Consider the following 15,856-nt stretch of genomic DNA (forward strand, 5'->3'; position numbering starts at 1 on the left):
CCTTGTGGTGTAGACCTTATGGAGCGTTTGGGAAGTTGAGCGATCAACGGCCTTGCGTGCGGGGCCTGTGATTCAGGCTGTTGTGCGCGGGGCTCGTACGACAGGTTTGGGGCAGTGGGAGTGCGACAGCGGCAGAGGCAGCGGCGGACGAAGACCGGAGCCGGGAACAGCGGAGTCAGGAACAGTGCCGTGGCGGCGCTCACCGTGCTGGGACTGACGGCGACGCTCGCGGGCTGCGGCGGCTCCGCGGCCGACGGCTCCGGCGTCACGCTGAGACTGGTCGCCGCCGACTACGGCGACTCCAAGGCCAACAGCTCCCAGAAGTACTGGGACGCGCTCGTGAAGGCGTACGAGAAGAAGACGCCGGGCGTGAAGGTCGACGTCAGCGTCTACTCCTGGAACGACGTCGACCGCCGGATCAAGGAGATGGTCGCCGCCGGTGAGGCCCCCGATCTCGCGCAGGCCGGCACCTACGCCGACTACGCCTCGGCCGGCCGGCTCTACGAGGTCGACGACCTGCTCTCCATCCCCGTCCAGGCCGGATTCCTGCCCCAGCTCGCCGACGCGGGCAAGGTACGGCGGGTCGCGTACGGCATGCCGTTCGCGGCCTCCACCCGCGTCCTCTTCTACAACAAGAAGCTGTTCGCGAAGGCGGGCCTCGACCACGCCCCGCGCGACTGGGACGAACTGGCCGCCGATGCCGCCGCCCTCGACCGCGCCGGAGTCACCACCCCGTACGCGCTGCCGCTCGGGTCCGAGGAGGCGCAGGCCGAGACCATGCAGTGGCTGCTCAGCGGCGGGGGCGGCTACACCGACAACGTCGGCACCTACCGCATCGACTCCCCGGACAACGTCCGCACCTTCACCTGGCTCAAGGACAAGCTCGTCGACCCGGGCCTCACCGGGCCCACCGCCCCCGCGGAACTCGACCGCGCCGACGCCTTCGCGGCGTTCGCGCGGGGCGAGGTCGGCATGCTCAACGGGCACCCCACCCTGATGCGGATGGCCGCCGACAAGGGGATCGCCTACGGCACGGCCGCCATGCCGGGGCGCGACGAGCGGGAGCACGCGACCATGGGGGTCGCCGACTGGATGATGGCCTTCAAGCAGAACGGCCACGGGGAGGAGATCGGTGACTTCCTCGACTTCGTCTACAACGACGAGAACGTGCTCGACTTCTCCCGGGAGTACGACCTGCTCCCGGTGACCGCGTCCGCGTCCCAGGAGATGGCCGGGGACAAGGACGAGGCCGCGCTCGGACCGTTCCTCGACGCGCTGCCCAGCGCGGAGCTGTATCCGGTGGGCAAGACGTCCTGGTCGGATGTCAGCGCGGCGGTCAAGGAACAGGTGGGGCGGGCGGTGCGGCGCGATGCGAAGCCGGGGGCCGTGCTCACCGAGCTGCAGCAGACGGCCACTGTCGCCGAGCGGGGGGAGTGAGGGGGGCTCTTGGCCGGGGGCCAGGGGGTCGGGGTCGGTGCGTGGTCGGGTGGGGGTCCGGTGGGGCTTCTCGCGCAGTTCCCCGCGCCCCTGAAAGCCCAGGCCTTGCGGGCCTGAAAGCCAACGGCCCTGCGGGCCTGAAAGCCGACGGCCCTGCGGGCCTGAAAAGCTCGGGGCGCAGCCCCTGCTTTTCAGGGGCGCGGGGAACTGCGCGACCAGCCCCCACCCACCCGCACCCGACAACGCACCCCACCCCACCCCACCCCGCCCCACCCCCTCGCGCTGTCGCACCCCTCCGTTACCGTCGTCGTATGGACGAGCTGGACGCGCGGGAGCAGGCGATTCTTGCCGTGGAGCGGCAGGGGTGGGACGGGCCCGGGGCCAAGGAGCGGGTCATCCGGGAGCGGCTCGGCCTCGCCCCCGTGCGGTACTACCAGCTGCTCAACGCCCTGCTCGACGACCCCCGCGCCCTCGCCCACGACCCGGTCACCGTCAACCGGCTGCGAAGGGTCCGGGAGGGACGCCGGGCCGAGCGATGACGGATAGGGTCGACGGCATGGGCAGCCACAAGGACGCAGAGAACCCCAGGGCCACCTTGCCGACCCCCGCGACCCAGGCCGGGCGGGACGCGCTGGACGCGATCCTCGACCGTCCGGGCGGCACGGTGATCGCACTCGACTTCGACGGCACGCTCGCCCCGATCGTCCCCGACCCCGAGCAGGCCCGCGCCCACCCCGCCGCGGTCGCCGCCCTCGCCGCCCTCGCCCCGAAGGTCGCCTCCGTCGCCGTGGTGACCGGCCGCCCGGCGGCCGTCGCCGTCCGCCACGGCGGCTTCGCCGGTGTCCCCGGACTGGAACGCCTCGTCGTCCTCGGCCACTACGGCGCCGAACGCTGGGACGCCGTCACCGGCACCGTCAGCGCCCCCGCCCCGCACCCCGGTGTCGCGGCGGTCCGCGCGGAACTGCCCGGCCTCCTGGACGGCGTCGGCGCCTGGCAGGGCACTTGGATCGAGGAGAAGGGCCGGGCGGTCGCCGTGCACACCCGCCGCGCCACCGACCCCCAGGCCGCCTTCGACGCGCTGCGCGCCCCGCTCACCGACCTCGCCGCCCGCCACGGCCTCATCGTCGAACCCGGCCGCATGGTCCTCGAACTGCGGCCCCCGGGGATGGACAAGGGCGTCGCCCTGCGCGAGTACCTGGCGGAATCCGGCGCCGCGTCCGTCCTCTACGCCGGTGACGACCTCGGCGACCTCCCCGCCTTCGCCGCCGTCGAGAAACTCCGCACCGAGGGCACGCCCGGCCTCCTGGTCTGCAGCGGCAGCGCGGAGGTCAACGAACTGTCCGAGCGGGCTGACCTGGTGGTGGACGGCCCACAGGGAGTCGTCGACCTCCTGGCGGCCGTCGCCGCGCACGTCTGACGAGGAGGGCCCTGAACGGCGGCCCCGGCTACCGGCCCTCCTCCAACGCCCGCAACTGGTCCAGGAACCACCGGGTCGGCGGCAGCGCGGTGGCCGCCGCGACCAGCCGCTTCCCCCGCTCCGCCCGCTCGTCCGCGGGCAGGCTCAGCGCCTCGTGCAGCGCGGCCGCCGTACCCACCACGTCGTAGGGGTTCACCACCACCGAGTCGTCGCCCAGTTCCTCGAAGGCCCCGGCCTCCCGGGACAGCACCAGCACACACCCCTCGTCGGAGACGACCGGCACCTCCTTGGCGACGAGGTTCATGCCGTCGCGGATGGGGTTCACCAGGGCCACGTCCGCGAGGCGGTACGCCGCCAGGGACCGGGCGAAGTCGTCCTTGAGGTGGAGGACGACCGGGGTCCAGTCCGGTGTCCCGTAGCGCTCGTTGATGTCGTCCGCGACCCGCTCGACCTCGGTCATGTAGTCCCGGTACACCGCGAGGTCCTGCCGCGACGGGTACGCGAAGGCGACGTGCACGACGCGTTCGCGCCAGGTCGGCCGGTCGTCGAGGAGCTGCCGGTAGGCGTGCAGGCCGCGCACGATGTTCTTCGACAGCTCGGTGCGGTCGACGCGGACGATCGTGCGGCGCGGGGTGCCCTCCGGGGCCGTACCGATCTGCTCCCGCAGCAGGGCGATGCGGTCGTCGACGTCCGCCTGGTGGGCGCGGGAGCGCAGGAAGTCCGCGTCGGCGCCCAGGCCGTGCACGCCGATCCGGGTGCCGGACAGGCTCTCCGGGCCCAGGACGGCCCGGCAGCACGCGGTGAACGCGTCCGCCCACCGCTGGGTGAGGAACGCGGCCCGGTCGGCGCCGAGGATGCCGTCGAGCACCTGCGCGGCGATGTCGTCGGGAAGCATCCGGAAGTAGTCGACGGGTGCCCACGGGGTGTGCGAGAAGTGGCCGATCCGCAGGTCGGGGCGGAGGTCGCGCAGCATCCGGGGGACCAGGACCAGGTGGTAGTCCTGCACCAGCACGGCCGCGCCGTCCGCCGCCTCGTCGGCGAGCGCCTCGGCGAAGGCGCGGTTGTACGTCTCGTACGCCGCCCACTGCCGTCGGAACTCCGCGTCGAAGGCCGGTTCCAGGGGGGTCTGGTAGAGCATGTGGTGCACGAACCACAGCGTGGAGTTGGCCACGCCGTTGTACGCGTCGTGGTGCACGTCGGCGGGGATGTCCAGCATGCGCACGCCCGGTTCGGCGACACCGCGCCGTACGGCCTCGCGGTCGCCGTCGCCCAGGGCGGAGCACACCCAGACGGCGCCGGAGGACGGGTCGATCGCGGAGAGACCCGAGACGAGACCGCCGCCGCCGCGCTTCGCGCTGAGCGTGTCGGTCTCCTCGTCCAGCGTGTAGGTGACGGGTCCCCGGTTGGACGCGACGAGTACGTGGGCCGCGCCGTGCGTTGATGCCATACGGCTCAACCTAGCCCGGGGGTTCGGCGGTCAAACGTGCGGTTCGGCCGTATACAGGAGCGCCTGGGGGGACGGGGGGTGCGGGTGCGGGTGTGTGGGGGCTGGTCGCGCAGTTCCCCGCGCCCCTGAAAGCCGGGGCTGCGCCCCGTGCTTTTCAGCGTCCACACCGGCCGCCTTCGAGGCTTCCGGGGCTCGGGGGTCTAGGGGCGCGGGGAACTGCGCGAGAAGCCCCCCACACCCGCACCCGGCGACGAAACCCGCACGCCCGCCCCCTACGCCGCCCGCCGCCGCGCGTACTCCGCGATCTCCACCATCGGCGGCCGTTCCTCCAGGTCCACCGAGTACGTGCGCGGCTCGAAACCCTCCCGGCCCCGTTCGAACTGCGTCAGGACCGGCCGGATGAGATGCCCGCGGGCCAGCCGGAGCTGGGCCGTGCGGTAGATCGCCGCGGACATGCGGCCCAGCGCCGCCCCGTCCTGGTGCCGGTGCTTGCGGACGCCCACGTCGACCTGGGCGAGCGCGTCGAGGCCGACGAGGTGCAGCGCGTCGACCAGCATGCCCAGCTCGATGCCGTAGCCCACCGGGAACGGCAGCCGCTCCAGCAGCGAGCGCCGCGCCGCGTACTCGCCGCCGAGCGGCTGGACGAAGCCGGCCAGCTGGGGCCAGTGCATGTTGAGCAGAGGGCGGGCCATGAGTTCCGTCACACGGCCGCCCTGGCCGGCCGCGGAGCCGAGGGGGCGGTCGTACATCGCCTTGACGAGATCGACCCCGGGGTCCGTGAGCAGCGGGCCCACGATCCCGGAGACGAAGTCGGACGAGAACTCCCTGAGGTCCGCGTCGATGAAACAGACGATGTCGCCCCGGGTGACGAGCAGCGAGCGCCACAGCACCTCGCCCTTGCCGGGCACGGCCGGGATACGGGGCAGGATGTCGTCGCGGTGCACGACGCGCGCCCCGGCCGCCGCCGCGACCTGGGACGTCCGGTCGGTGGAGCCGGAGTCGACGACCACGATCTCGTCGACGAGCGGGACCTGCCGCATGAGGTCGTGGCGGATGATCGCGACGATGTCGCCGACGGTCTCCTCCTCGTTCAGCGCGGGCAGGACGACGCTGACCGACTGGCCGCTCGCTCGTTTCGCGGCCATGATCCTGTGGAGCGGGCGGTCGGCCGTGGACCAGGAGCGGGTGTTCAGCCAGTGCTCGACTTCCTTCAGCACAGTGCGCGGCTCCTCTGCGTTCATCTCGCGGTTCGGACGGCTCTCTCAACTGTCCTGGCCTTCGGTTACAGTCTTGGACAACGCTGGTGACCATCGCATGTCGGTGCCCGTCGGCTCATACAACCAAATACCGCTCATCCAGAGGGGCAGAGGGATACGGCCCGATGAAGCCCCGGCAACCCTCCAGCCGGTCTGACCACGTCGTCGTGGTGAGGCTCCCGGCTCGGGAAGGTGCCAAATCCGTCTCGCGGCGAAGTGCGCCGCGAGGAAGATGAGGAGAAAGGGCCTCGCCTCCATGGCTGCGCAGACTGTTGCAAGCACCACCGACTCCCCCTCCACAGTAGACCTCGGCCCGGCCGCCGCACTGAGCTGTCGTGAGTGCGGTCACCGCGTCCCCCTCGGACCGGTCTTCGCCTGCGAGGAGTGTTTCGGGCCGCTGGAGATCGCGTACGACTACTCCGCGTACGACACGGAGGAGCTGCGCAAGCGGATCGAGTCCGGGCCGGCGAACATCTGGCGGTACGCGCCCCTGCTGCCCGTCCCGGCCGACGTGGCGACCAAGCCGAACATCAATCCCGGCTGGACCCAGCTCGTGCAGGCCGACAACCTGGCCGCCGCGCTCGGCGTCGACGCCGGAAAGCTCTTCGTCAAGGACGACTCCGGCAACCCCACGCACTCCTTCAAGGACCGTGTCGTCGCCCAGGCGCTGGAGGCGGCCCGCGCCTTCGGCTTCACCACGCTGTCCTGCTCCTCCACGGGCAACCTGGCCGGTGCCGTCGGCGCCGCCGCCGCCCGCGCCGGCTTCCGGTCCTGCGTGTTCATCCCGCACGACCTGGAGCAGGGCAAGGTCGTCATGGCCGCGGTCTACGGCGGCGAGCTGGTCGGCATCGAGGGCAACTACGACGACGTGAACCGCTTCTGCTCCGAGCTGATCGGCGACCCGGCCGGCGAGGGCTGGGGCTTCGTGAACGTCAACCTGCGGCCGTACTACGCGGAGGGCTCCAAGACCCTGGCGTACGAGATCTGCGAGCAGCTCGGCTGGCAGCTCCCCGACCAGCTGGTCGTGCCGATCGCCTCCGGGTCGCAGCTCACCAAGATCGACAAGGGGCTGCAGGAGCTGATCAAGCTCGGGCTCGTCGAGGACAAGCCGTACAAGATCTTCGGTGCGCAGGCCGAGGGCTGCTCGCCGGTGTCGGTGGCCTTCAAGGCCGGGCACGACGTGGTGCGGCCGCAGAAGCCGAACACCATCGCGAAGTCGCTGGCGATCGGCAACCCGGCGGACGGGCCGTACGTGCTCGACATCGCGCGGCGGACCGGCGGGGCCGTGGAGGACGTGACGGACGAGCAGGTCGTCGAGGCGATCAAGCTGCTCGCGCGGACCGAGGGGATCTTCGCCGAGACCGCCGGTGGTGTGACCGTCGGCGTGACGAAGAAGCTGATCGAGGACGGGCTGCTGGACCCGACGCTCACCACGGTCGTGCTCAACACGGGGGACGGCCTCAAGACGCTGGACGCGGTGGCGGGGACGGGGCTCACCGCCACCATCCGGCCCAGCCTTGATTCGTTCCGTGAGGCCGGCCTTGTCTAAGGACTGGTAGTCGTTCGTCCGCGGCCTGTGGGGGCTGGTCGCGCCCACGCGGCGGTAGCCGCACATCTGACTCAGCCCCGCGCCCCTAACTCTTCTGCACTGACCGGAGGTCACACGTCATGAGCGTTTCCGTCCGCATCCCCACCATTCTTCGCACCTACACCGGCGGACAGGCCGAGGTCGCCGCGGAGGGCGGCACCCTCGCCGAGGTCATCGCCGATCTGGAGAAGAACCACAACGGGATCGCCGCCCGCGTTCTCGACGACCAGGGCAAGCTGCGGCGGTTCGTGAACGTGTACGTGAACGACGACGACGTCCGGTTCGAGCAGGGGCTGGAGACGGTGACGCCGGACGGCGCGGGCGTGTCGATCATTCCGGCCGTCGCCGGTGGCTGACCCCCGGTCCGTACCGGTCGGTAGTAACCGTCGGTAACTTCGATTACCGAGCGTTCATCGAATTGCCCCCTCCGTGAGAGAAGCGGAGGGGGCAATTCTCTATGGTTGAGCACTGTAGAGTTGGGGAACCCGGTGCGATCACCGTAGTGATTCCATGCCGGACGCATATGTGATTCCGCCGCGCGCCCTATATGAAGTAGCCAAAGTGTGCAGGGCATTTGCGTGTTTCGCTCCTTTTATGGGGCCCGACTTGCCCTGAATTCGGGCGAATTGTTCGTACATTCCCGACCGGTCGTGTCCAGATTTCTCGTCCGATTGACCTGTTGCAGAGGGCAGTTGGACAGATACATTCGGCCGCGGTCGACGCGTTCCGGCGCACACCCCCAACCGTTGGGGGGTGAGGTCTGACCCGGATCCGCGAAGTGTGGATCTGTGCAAGGGCCAGTAATAGGGGAGTTAGGCATGGCTCAGGGCACCGTCAAGTGGTTCAACGCGGAGAAGGGGTACGGCTTCATCGCGGTCGACGGTGGTGCGGATGTATTCGTCCACTACAGCGCGATTCAGATGGACGGCTACCGCACCCTGGAAGAGGGCCAGCGGGTCGAGTTCGAGATCTCGCAGGGTCAGAAGGGGCCGCAGGCGGACATGGTCCGGCTCGCGGCCGGCTGAAGTACGCGCCGGGTTTCAACGCAGCGACGTTCTTCGTTCTTCATAGGAGGGCTCGCACCCCGCTCCGGGGTGCGAGCCCTCTTGTGTGCGCGGGCCCTCTGGGTGCGCACAGGCCCTCGAACCGGCCCCGGCAGGGGTGCGCACCGGGGGTCGCGCACGGGGCGCGGGGGGCGCGTTCACCTGCGGATCATCGAGAGGCGCTTGCACTCGCAGGGGGCGAGTGCTAATCATTGGCGTTAGCACTCTGAAGGTGAGAGTGACAACGAGGACCGGGTCGGCGAGGCCCGCAAGCCGGGTGGGGCAAGGAACCACGAGGCAGGCAGGCCGTCCGTCGCGGGCGCCAGCGCGGTCCGGAGCAATCCACCCCCTGTCCGGGAGGACCACTTCACATGGCCAAGATCATCGCGTTCGACGAGGAGGCACGGCGCGGCCTCGAGCGCGGCATGAACCAGCTCGCGGACGCCGTCAAGGTGACGCTCGGCCCCAAGGGCCGCAACGTCGTCCTCGAGAAGAAGTGGGGCGCCCCCACGATCACCAACGATGGTGTCTCCATCGCCAAGGAGATCGAGCTCGAGGACCCGTACGAGAAGATCGGCGCCGAGCTGGTCAAGGAAGTCGCCAAGAAGACGGACGACGTCGCCGGTGACGGTACGACCACCGCGACCGTTCTCGCCCAGGCGCTCGTACGCGAGGGCCTGCGCAACGTCGCCGCCGGTGCCAACCCGATGGCTCTCAAGCGCGGCATCGAGAAGGCCGTCGAGGCCGTCTCCGGCGCCCTGCTGGAGCAGGCGAAGGATGTCGAGACCAAGGAGCAGATCGCTTCCACGGCCTCCATCTCCGCCGCCGACACCCAGATCGGCGAGCTCATCGCCGAGGCGATGGACAAGGTCGGCAAGGAAGGCGTCATCACCGTCGAGGAGTCCCAGACCTTCGGTCTGGAGCTGGAGCTCACCGAGGGTATGCGCTTCGACAAGGGCTACATCTCGGCGTACTTCGCCACCGACATGGAGCGGATGGAGGCGTCGCTCGACGACCCGTACATCCTGATCGCCAACTCCAAGATCGGTTCCGTCAAGGACCTGCTCCCGCTCCTGGAGAAGGTCATGCAGTCGGGCAAGCCGCTGCTGATCATCGCCGAGGACGTCGAGGGCGAGGCCCTGTCGACCCTGGTCGTCAACAAGATCCGTGGCACCTTCAAGTCCGTCGCCGTCAAGGCCCCGGGCTTCGGCGACCGCCGCAAGGCGATGCTGAACGACATCGCCATCCTCACCGGCGGCGAGGTGATCTCCGAGGAGGTCGGCCTCAAGCTGGAGAACACCACGATCGATCTGCTGGGCCGCGCCCGCAAGGTCGTCATCACCAAGGACGAGACCACGATCGTCGACGGGGCCGGCTCCTCGGAGCAGGTCCAGGGCCGGGTCAACCAGATCCGCGCCGAGATCGAGAACAGCGACTCGGACTACGACCGCGAGAAGCTCCAGGAGCGCCTGGCGAAGCTCGCGGGCGGCGTGGCCGTCATCAAGGCCGGTGCCGCGACCGAGGTCGAGCTCAAGGAGCGCAAGCACCGCATCGAGGACGCCGTTCGCAACGCGAAGGCGGCCGTCGAGGAGGGCATCGTCGCCGGTGGTGGCGTGGCCCTGCTGCAGGCATCCTCGGTCTTCGAGAAGCTGGAGCTGTCGGGTGACGAGGCGACCGGCGCCAACGCCGTGAAGCTCGCCCTGGAGGCCCCGCTCAAGCAGATCGCCGTCAACGGTGGCCTGGAGGGCGGTGTCATCGTCGAGAAGGTGCGCAACCTCCCCGTCGGTCACGGCCTGAACGCCGCGACCGGTGAGTACGTCGACATGATCGCCGAGGGCATCATCGACCCGGCGAAGGTCACGCGCTCCGCGCTGCAGAACGCGGCCTCCATCGCCGCGCTCTTCCTCACCACCGAGGCCGTCATCGCCGACAAGCCGGAGAAGGCCGCCGCGCCCGCCGGCGGCGGCATGCCGGGCGGTGACATGGACTTCTGATCGACCCCGGTCGATCACCGTCCTTCAGTACCGAGGGCGGCACTCCCTGGACACAGGGGGTGCCGCCCTCGGGCGTGTCCGGGGTCACATCGGAGGCGGGGGCGGGGGCGGAATGCCGGGGCGGGCGGGGCGGTTGTCCGGAGGGTGGCTATATGCACGCGCATGTAATGCGAGTCACCCGCTTGTTCCATCCGTTCGTCCCGAGGAGCCCTCACGTGACCACCGCCTCCACCTCCCGTGCCGCCGAGGTACTGTCCCGGCCCGTCACGATCAACGGTCTGACCGTTCCGAACCGGATCGCCATGGCGCCCATGACGCGCACGTTCTCGCCCGGCGGTGTGCCGGGGCCGGACGTGGCCGCGTACTACGGGCGGCGGGCCGCCGCGGGCGTCGGTCTGATCGTGACCGAGGGGACCTACATCGGGCACGAGACCGCCGGTGACCTGGACAACGTGCCGAGGTTCGCCGGTGAGGAGCAGCTAGCGGGGTGGGCGAAGGTCGCGGAGGCGGTGCACGCCCACGGCGGCACGATCGTCCCGCAGCTGTGGCACATCGGGGCCGTCCGGCGGCAGGGACAGCTCTTCCCCGACGCGCCGGTCCTCGGCCCGTCCGGGCTGCGGGTCGACGGCACCGAGGCCGAGGGCGGCCGGGCCATGACGCAGGCCGACATCGACGAGGTCGTCGAGGCGTTCGCCAAGTCCGCCGCCGAGGCCGAGCGCATCGGCATGGACGGTGTCGAGCTGCACGGCGCCCACGGCTATCTCATCGACCAGTTCCTCTGGGAGCGCACCAACCGCCGCACGGACGCCTACGGCGGTGATCTCGTCGCCCGGACGAAGTTCGCGGCGGAGGTCGTGGCGGCCGTGCGGGACTCGGTGTCGGCCGGCTTCCCCGTCATCTTCCGCTACTCGCAGTGGAAGCAGGACGGGTACGACGCGCGCCTCGCCGACACGCCCGAGGAGCTGGAGGCGCTGCTCAGCCCGCTCGTCGCGGCCGGCGTCGACGCCTTCCACGCGTCCACCCGCCGCTACTGGCAGGCGGAGTTCGAGGGCTCCGAGCTGAACCTCGCGGGCTGGACGAAGAAGCTCACCGGCAAGCCCGCCATCACGGTCGGCTCGGTCGGCCTGGACGGCGAGTTCCTCACCGCGTTCGCCGGTGAGGGCGCGTCGGCGAAGGGGATCGACGACCTGCTGAACAGCCTGGAGGCCGAGGAGTTCGACCTCGTCGCCGTGGGCCGCGCGCTCCTCCAGGACCCGCAGTGGGCCGCGAAGGTCCTCGACGGCCGCTTCGACGAACTGAAGGCGTTCCAGCCGGCGGCGCTGACCTCGCTCAGCTGAGGCGGGGGCCGGGCCCGCGGGTCAGTCGGCGTAGTCCTTGAGCTTCTCGGTGTCCAAGGTGATGTTCACGGGCGCCGGGAGCTCGACGGTCGCGCCCCACGCGCAGGACTCGGTCCGCCGGTACCGTCCGTCCTTCGGTTCGCTGAACACGGTGACGGTGGTGTGGTCGCGGTCGATGAGGAGGTAGACGGGGATCTCGGCCGCCGCGTAGCCGAGGGGCTTGTCGACGCGGTCGCGCTGGTCGGTGTCGCGGTCGTGGGAGGTGATCTCCACGGCCATGAGGGCGCCGTCCGGGGTGGACCACTCACGGTCATGCACGAAGTGATCGACCGGTGCCAGGAATCCGTCGGTGCGAGCGCGGCCCTTCCGGTAGGCCTCTGCCTTCACACCACGCTCGGGCGCGAGGTCCAGATCGGGCCGTTGCTGCATGCACTGGCGTAGCAACCACATGAAGATCGACGTGTGCTTGCCGTCCGGCACTGCCTTGACCTCTACTTTTCCGTTGATGTACTCAAGCCGCACGGTTTCGGGAGCCGCTGCGGCCAGCTCCTCGAACTCGTCGACGTCGAGCGGGCCGTGCCGGACACACAGCCTCCCGCCGAGGAACTCCAGCCGGTTCCGCAGCTCTCTGGGGGCCCTGCGGACGAGTTCCTCGAAGTCCTCGACGGACATCTGCGGGCGCTCAGCGGTGTCAGGGGTCATGGTGTCGCCTCCTTCCTCCCATCGTGCCCCGGAGTGATGGCGGCGGACCGTAGGAGCGGTCATACGGGTGTCCTTTCGCGGGGCTGTGGTGACATCGCCGCTCGGATCCGGGACGCGTGGGTGCGGACCGCGGCTGCGGAGAGGGCCGTGTAGGGGCGGGCGGGGGCGCGTTCGCCCCGGCAGGCGCCGCACATTCCGCCCGGGAGGGCCTCCGGAGGACCCGGTGTGCCGCACTCGCCGCACTCCAGCATGCGCGGCGGCGGGGGTACGGGGTCGGGTGCGGGCGCCGGTTCCGGGGGCAGCTTGGCGAGGAGGCGGGTGCGCAGGAGGGCGGCCGGGCTGTGGACGGGGGCCGGGAGGCCGGAGACCAGGGCCCGGCGGATCACCTCGTCGGTCGCGCCCCGCTCGAACCACGGCAGCAGCAGTGGAGCCAGTTCCGCGCAGTCCGACTGGGAGAGGGAGAGCGCGGGGGTCTCCCGGCCCAGGGCCGCGAGGAGGATGTGCGCGCGGGAGCGGGTCGGCGGTGGCTTGTACGACTCCTCCGGTACGTCACCCCGGGTGAACCTCGCCCACCAGTCGTCGTCGCGCGCGGTACGAGAGAACCACGTTCGGGTGATCCAGTGCGCGGTGCCCGACACGGCGGTCAGATGTTCGCGCCCCCGGCGCAAGTGCCCCGCCGCCTGCAGCCTGTTGAGGGCGGTCCGCAGGGCGCACTGCCCGTACGGCAGCTCCTTGGCCAGCGTCTTCACGCTGATGTCGGCGCCGTCGGGGAGGCGGTCGAGGTACGCGGCGATCGCCGCCTCGCGGGGGAGAAGGTCCGCGAAGTCGTGTGCGGTGCGCGGGAGTTGACCGGGCGCGGCGCGTTTGCCGTAGCCCGGGGCGGCCCTGGGGTGGCGATGCGGAGGGTGAGGGTCCGCGTGCACGGGTCGGAGTGCAGCACTAAAGTTGGCAGCAGCCACGGGATCGCCTGTGTTTCGATCTCGGAGGTCAAGCCCCCGCAGGTGTTGGTAGCACCTGGCGGGGGCTGTTTCGTCTGCGGGCACCGTATCAGCAACGTCACGTTGCGTTGCAAGTCGACCGCATGCCGTCAACTTGCCGGGTGGGAGGGTGGGTTGAGGCCCACCTCCCGTTCCTTGAAAAGAGGGCTCGGGGCTGACGGCTTGAGCTTCGGGGGCCGCGGCGGGAGGCATCGGTGAAATTCTGTTCGAGCAATAGGTGTTGGTGTAGCAGGCGTTGGTGACGGACGGGGGGCCTGGTGGGTGCGAGACGCGCGCGGAAGATGTTGCGGAAGATGGAGAGCGGTGAGCCCGTGCAGCTCGTCATCGGCATGACGACGATGAAGGGGCTCACCCGACTCGCCCTCCTCGCCGGGCAGTTCGGGTACGAGTACGGGGACCTGAACATCACCGGCGACAACAAGATGGCGCTGCGTCTCGTGCCCGACCCGAGCCCCGAGGGCCGGGAGCGTGCCGAGCGGAACCGTGCGCGGTATCCCGACGCACGGAACGGGGGTCCGTTGCCGCCCGTCGTGCCCGAGGAGATCGAACTCCTCAGGGCCCGCATGCTGTTCGACCTCGGCCATCAGCACACGGACAAGGAGCGGTTGGGCCTCGCGGGTATCGGTCTCACCGGGCTGGCCTTCGGCATCGGATACCTGTTCAAGGGCGTTGCCGTCGGTGTGGCTGTCGCCGTCGGTGTCGGCAGCTGGGTCGTGCTCATGGGGCTGGCGTACCTGGGGCTCACCGCGACCCGTCGCCGCAACGTCAGGTACACCGCCCGGCTGGAGGCCGCCGGGTTCACGCCGGTGACCGACCGGGCCGGGCGCCTGCGCTATCTGCCGCCGGGCGGCCGGCCACCGGGTCACGGCAACCCGTTCGGCTAGTGCCGCCTCAGGTCGTCGACGAACGCGGACCACGCCTCGGCCCGGAACACGAGCGCCGGGCCGAGGGGGGTCTTGGAGTCCCGCACGGGGATGTGGGTGGGGTGGCCTTCGGCGACTTCGAGGCAGTTGCCGCCGTCGCCGTCGCTGTACGTGGACTTGCGCCAGCGGGCTACCTCCAGGCAGTTGTCGCCGCCGCCGCCGCTGTAGCTGGACTTGTGCCAGGTGGCGGTGCTCAGGTCGTAGTCAGGGACGCTGCTCATGGGCATAATCCTGCGCCACCGCTTCGACCATGACCAGGGACTTCTCGGATGGGAGCGCAGCGGCGGCGAGGAGTTCGAAGGTGAGCTTCAGTTGCGTGACGAGTGCCGGGTCGTCCTCCAGGCGCCCGACGCGCACGCTCTCGAAGTACGCCAGCGGAGGGGCGTCCGCGAAGTCCATCAACCTCAGCGAGCCCTGCATGGCCGTGTGCCCGCCCGCGCTGAACGGCAGCACCTGCAAGATGACACGACTTCGTCGGGCCAGAGACGCGACGTGGTTCAGCGCCTCCGCCATCACGGCACGTCCGCCGGTCTCTCGGCGTAGTACGGCTTCGTCGAGCACTGCCCACAACAGCGGCTTTGTTGGATCGTCGAGGAGGCGGGTGCGGACCACGCGGCCCTCCACCCATTCCTCGATGGTCTCCTCCGGTGCTGTCGGAGCGAAGGCACGGTTCACGGCACGTGCGTACGCCGGAGTCTGGAGGAGGCCGGGGATCAGCAGAGGCTGGTACTCCCGGATCGCAGTGGCTGACGCTTCCGACTCCGCCAGTTCCGCGAAGTGTTCGGGGTAGCGGGACTTGGACGCGGCCTTGCAGTTCCGGCTGAAGAAGTCCCCCGTCTCCAGCGCCACATCGATCAGCCGCGCGATCTCCGGCTGCAAGCGCCGCACCGCTGATTCCAGTTGGCCCACGAACGACCCGCTCACGAACAACCGCTGGCCCAGATCCTCCTGGCTGAGCCCCGCCCTCTCCCTCGCGTGCCGCAACTCCGCCCCCAACAGCGCCCGGGGCGACGACGACGGGTCCAGATCCTTCGGTCCTGGCACGGCCACAGCTCCCATCCAGCAGAACCCCTGTTGGGGCGTCGTACCTGGCCAGGCTAGAGCCCTTCGGACACGCTGTGTCGTGAATCGGCAACCCAGCGTGGAGGGCGAACGTGGAGAACAGAGCGGCAGCGACGGGGCGTAACCGGGTGCGGACGACCGAGGAGGCCGTCGAGCAACTGGACACGGCGCTGCGCGGTGTCGGGATCATCCTGCCGTCGCTGCGGGTCGACCCGATCACCGGCGCCAGCGAACTGCCTTATCCGCTGGTCGAGTTGGGCTGCTGCAACCTTCAGGTCGCCGCCGACCTCGCCGCCGTCCTGCGGAACGCGGCCGAGGCGTGACCCGGTCGTACGCCGTGGACGTACGCAGCGGCCGTCTCGGCGAGGTGATGGGCCGCGAGGGCGGCTACGTGCAGTTGCGACCGGTCGGGGGCGGGCGGGAGTGGGACTGTCCGCCGGACACGCTCCGCGAGGCCGCCCCGGGGGAGGTGCTGCGGGCCCGGGTGCGGCAGGTCAACGGCGAGGGGAGGCTGCCGTGTTGAGCGCTTGGTGACATTTGGAGGGAAGCTGTCCCCTTTGTGGCGCGGGCGTGCCAGGCTGGACGGCCACGGATCGAGGGCGGGGGACGGCTGTGCGGCGAGGGATGCTCGGACTGGTGTGTCTGGTGGGGT

At 70.3% G+C, this 15,856-nt stretch carries 17 protein-coding genes and 1 riboswitch; of the genes, 11 read left to right on the forward strand and 6 right to left on the reverse strand.

From position 1 onward, the window contains the following. The first annotated feature begins 120 nt into the window (after window positions 1–120). The 3 genes from SCAB_RS24030 to otsB all read left to right on the forward strand — a co-directional run bounded on the left by SCAB_RS24030 (window position 121) and on the right by otsB (window position 2,854). Window positions 121–1,437 carry an extracellular solute-binding protein gene (locus SCAB_RS24030; RefSeq protein WP_013002663.1) on the forward strand — a complete coding sequence of 439 codons (1,317 nt, stop codon included), beginning with the start codon at window positions 121–123 and terminating at the stop codon, window positions 1,435–1,437. A gap of 311 nt (window positions 1,438–1,748) precedes the next feature. Next, window positions 1,749–1,976, forward strand: coding sequence for a DUF3263 domain-containing protein (locus SCAB_RS24035; protein WP_013002664.1), 228 nt, complete (start codon window positions 1,749–1,751; stop codon window positions 1,974–1,976). Window positions 1,977–1,993: 17 nt separating this feature from the next. After that, window positions 1,994–2,854, forward strand: coding sequence for a trehalose-phosphatase (gene otsB / locus SCAB_RS24040; RefSeq protein ID WP_013002665.1), 861 nt, complete (start codon window positions 1,994–1,996; stop codon window positions 2,852–2,854). Between the two features lie 28 nt (window positions 2,855–2,882). Here otsB and SCAB_RS24045 read toward each other — a convergent pair whose 3' ends face one another. After that, window positions 2,883–4,301, reverse strand: coding sequence for an alpha,alpha-trehalose-phosphate synthase (UDP-forming) (locus SCAB_RS24045; protein WP_013002666.1), 1,419 nt, complete (start codon window positions 4,299–4,301; stop codon window positions 2,883–2,885). 272 nt (window positions 4,302–4,573) lie between these two features. Continuing rightward, complete coding sequence (locus tag SCAB_RS24050) at window positions 4,574–5,518, reverse strand: glucosyl-3-phosphoglycerate synthase (RefSeq protein ID WP_013002667.1); 945 nt, start codon at window positions 5,516–5,518, stop codon at window positions 4,574–4,576. A 131-nt stretch (window positions 5,519–5,649) separates the two neighbouring features. Beyond that, window positions 5,650–5,796, forward strand: a riboswitch (SAM riboswitch). Between the two features lie 17 nt (window positions 5,797–5,813). On the opposite strand from SCAB_RS24050, the gene thrC reads away from it, so the two are divergent. The 5 genes from thrC (at window position 5,814) to SCAB_RS24075 (ending at window position 11,519) form a co-directional block, all read left to right on the forward strand. Continuing rightward, a complete protein-coding gene (gene thrC, locus SCAB_RS24055; RefSeq protein ID WP_037729124.1) occupies window positions 5,814–7,106 on the forward strand; it encodes a threonine synthase in 1,293 nt (430 codons plus the stop codon). A 119-nt stretch (window positions 7,107–7,225) separates the two neighbouring features. Further along, on the forward strand, window positions 7,226–7,501 hold the full coding sequence (locus SCAB_RS24060; protein WP_013002669.1) for a MoaD/ThiS family protein: 276 nt from the start codon (window positions 7,226–7,228) through the stop codon (window positions 7,499–7,501). Window positions 7,502–7,963: 462 nt separating this feature from the next. After that, window positions 7,964–8,170, forward strand: coding sequence for a cold-shock protein (locus tag SCAB_RS24065; protein WP_005486335.1), 207 nt, complete (start codon window positions 7,964–7,966; stop codon window positions 8,168–8,170). A gap of 389 nt (window positions 8,171–8,559) precedes the next feature. After that, a complete protein-coding gene (gene groL, locus SCAB_RS24070) occupies window positions 8,560–10,182 on the forward strand; it encodes a chaperonin GroEL (protein WP_013002670.1) in 1,623 nt (540 codons plus the stop codon). Between the two features lie 215 nt (window positions 10,183–10,397). Beyond that, entirely contained in the window at window positions 10,398–11,519 is a 1,122-nt protein-coding gene (locus SCAB_RS24075; protein WP_013002671.1) for an NADH:flavin oxidoreductase, read from the forward strand. Between the two features lie 21 nt (window positions 11,520–11,540). Here the strand turns inward: SCAB_RS24075 and SCAB_RS24080 are convergent, their stop codons facing one another. Next, the gene (locus tag SCAB_RS24080) at window positions 11,541–12,221 is read right to left on the reverse strand and encodes a Uma2 family endonuclease (RefSeq protein ID WP_106437297.1); all 681 of its coding nucleotides are present in this window, start codon (window positions 12,219–12,221) and stop codon (window positions 11,541–11,543) included. Between the two features lie 59 nt (window positions 12,222–12,280). Continuing rightward, window positions 12,281–13,144 (reverse strand): hypothetical protein, encoded by an 864-nt coding sequence (locus SCAB_RS24085; protein ID WP_049875771.1) that lies wholly within the window; start codon window positions 13,142–13,144, stop codon window positions 12,281–12,283. Window positions 13,145–13,512: 368 nt separating this feature from the next. Between SCAB_RS24085 and SCAB_RS24090 the strand changes: the two genes are divergently transcribed. After that, window positions 13,513–14,103 (forward strand): hypothetical protein, encoded by a 591-nt coding sequence (locus SCAB_RS24090; protein WP_049875772.1) that lies wholly within the window; start codon window positions 13,513–13,515, stop codon window positions 14,101–14,103. On the opposite strand, the gene SCAB_RS24095 is transcribed toward SCAB_RS24090, so the two are convergent. Together SCAB_RS24095 and SCAB_RS24100 are read right to left on the reverse strand one after the other, a co-directional pair. Further along, a complete protein-coding gene (locus SCAB_RS24095) occupies window positions 14,100–14,363 on the reverse strand; it encodes a DUF397 domain-containing protein (protein ID WP_013002675.1) in 264 nt (87 codons plus the stop codon). The genes SCAB_RS24090 and SCAB_RS24095 overlap by 4 nt on opposite strands. Beyond that, window positions 14,347–15,186: a helix-turn-helix domain-containing protein gene (locus tag SCAB_RS24100; RefSeq protein WP_041670898.1), complete on the reverse strand. Its 840-nt coding sequence runs from the start codon at window positions 15,184–15,186 to the stop codon at window positions 14,347–14,349. The genes SCAB_RS24095 and SCAB_RS24100 overlap by 17 nt, the downstream gene beginning before the upstream one ends. A gap of 110 nt (window positions 15,187–15,296) precedes the next feature. Here SCAB_RS24100 and SCAB_RS24105 point away from each other — a divergent pair, with 110 nt between their 5' ends. Continuing rightward, entirely contained in the window at window positions 15,297–15,527 is a 231-nt protein-coding gene (locus SCAB_RS24105; protein WP_037729119.1) for a hypothetical protein, read from the forward strand. Then, window positions 15,524–15,727, forward strand: coding sequence for a hypothetical protein (locus SCAB_RS24110; protein WP_013002678.1), 204 nt, complete (start codon window positions 15,524–15,526; stop codon window positions 15,725–15,727). Before SCAB_RS24105 ends, SCAB_RS24110 begins: the two co-directional genes overlap by 4 nt. Window positions 15,728–15,856 lie beyond the last annotated feature (129 nt).

It is taken from the genome of Streptomyces scabiei 87.22 (assembly GCF_000091305.1).
GTDB classification, from domain to species: Bacteria; Actinomycetota; Actinomycetes; order Streptomycetales; family Streptomycetaceae; genus Streptomyces; species Streptomyces scabiei.

What these genes read in the sequence shown, in the direction of transcription:
- SCAB_RS24035 (WP_013002664.1), top strand. Translation starts at nt 1,749, where the DNA reads ATGGACGAGCTGGACGCGCGGGAGCAGGCGATTCTTGCCGTGGAGCGG.
- otsB (WP_013002665.1), top strand. Translation starts at nt 1,994, where the DNA reads ATGGGCAGCCACAAGGACGCAGAGAACCCCAGGGCCACCTTGCCGACC.
- SCAB_RS24045 (WP_013002666.1), bottom strand. Translation starts at nt 4,301, where the DNA reads ATGGCATCAACGCACGGCGCGGCCCACGTACTCGTCGCGTCCAACCGG.
- thrC (WP_037729124.1), top strand. Translation starts at nt 5,814, where the DNA reads ATGGCTGCGCAGACTGTTGCAAGCACCACCGACTCCCCCTCCACAGTA.
- SCAB_RS24060 (WP_013002669.1), top strand. Translation starts at nt 7,226, where the DNA reads ATGAGCGTTTCCGTCCGCATCCCCACCATTCTTCGCACCTACACCGGC.
- SCAB_RS24065 (WP_005486335.1), top strand. Translation starts at nt 7,964, where the DNA reads ATGGCTCAGGGCACCGTCAAGTGGTTCAACGCGGAGAAGGGGTACGGC.
- groL (WP_013002670.1), top strand. Translation starts at nt 8,560, where the DNA reads ATGGCCAAGATCATCGCGTTCGACGAGGAGGCACGGCGCGGCCTCGAG.
- SCAB_RS24080 (WP_106437297.1), bottom strand. Translation starts at nt 12,221, where the DNA reads ATGACCCCTGACACCGCTGAGCGCCCGCAGATGTCCGTCGAGGACTTC.
- SCAB_RS24090 (WP_049875772.1), top strand. Translation starts at nt 13,513, where the DNA reads ATGGAGAGCGGTGAGCCCGTGCAGCTCGTCATCGGCATGACGACGATG.
- SCAB_RS24095 (WP_013002675.1), bottom strand. Translation starts at nt 14,363, where the DNA reads ATGAGCAGCGTCCCTGACTACGACCTGAGCACCGCCACCTGGCACAAG.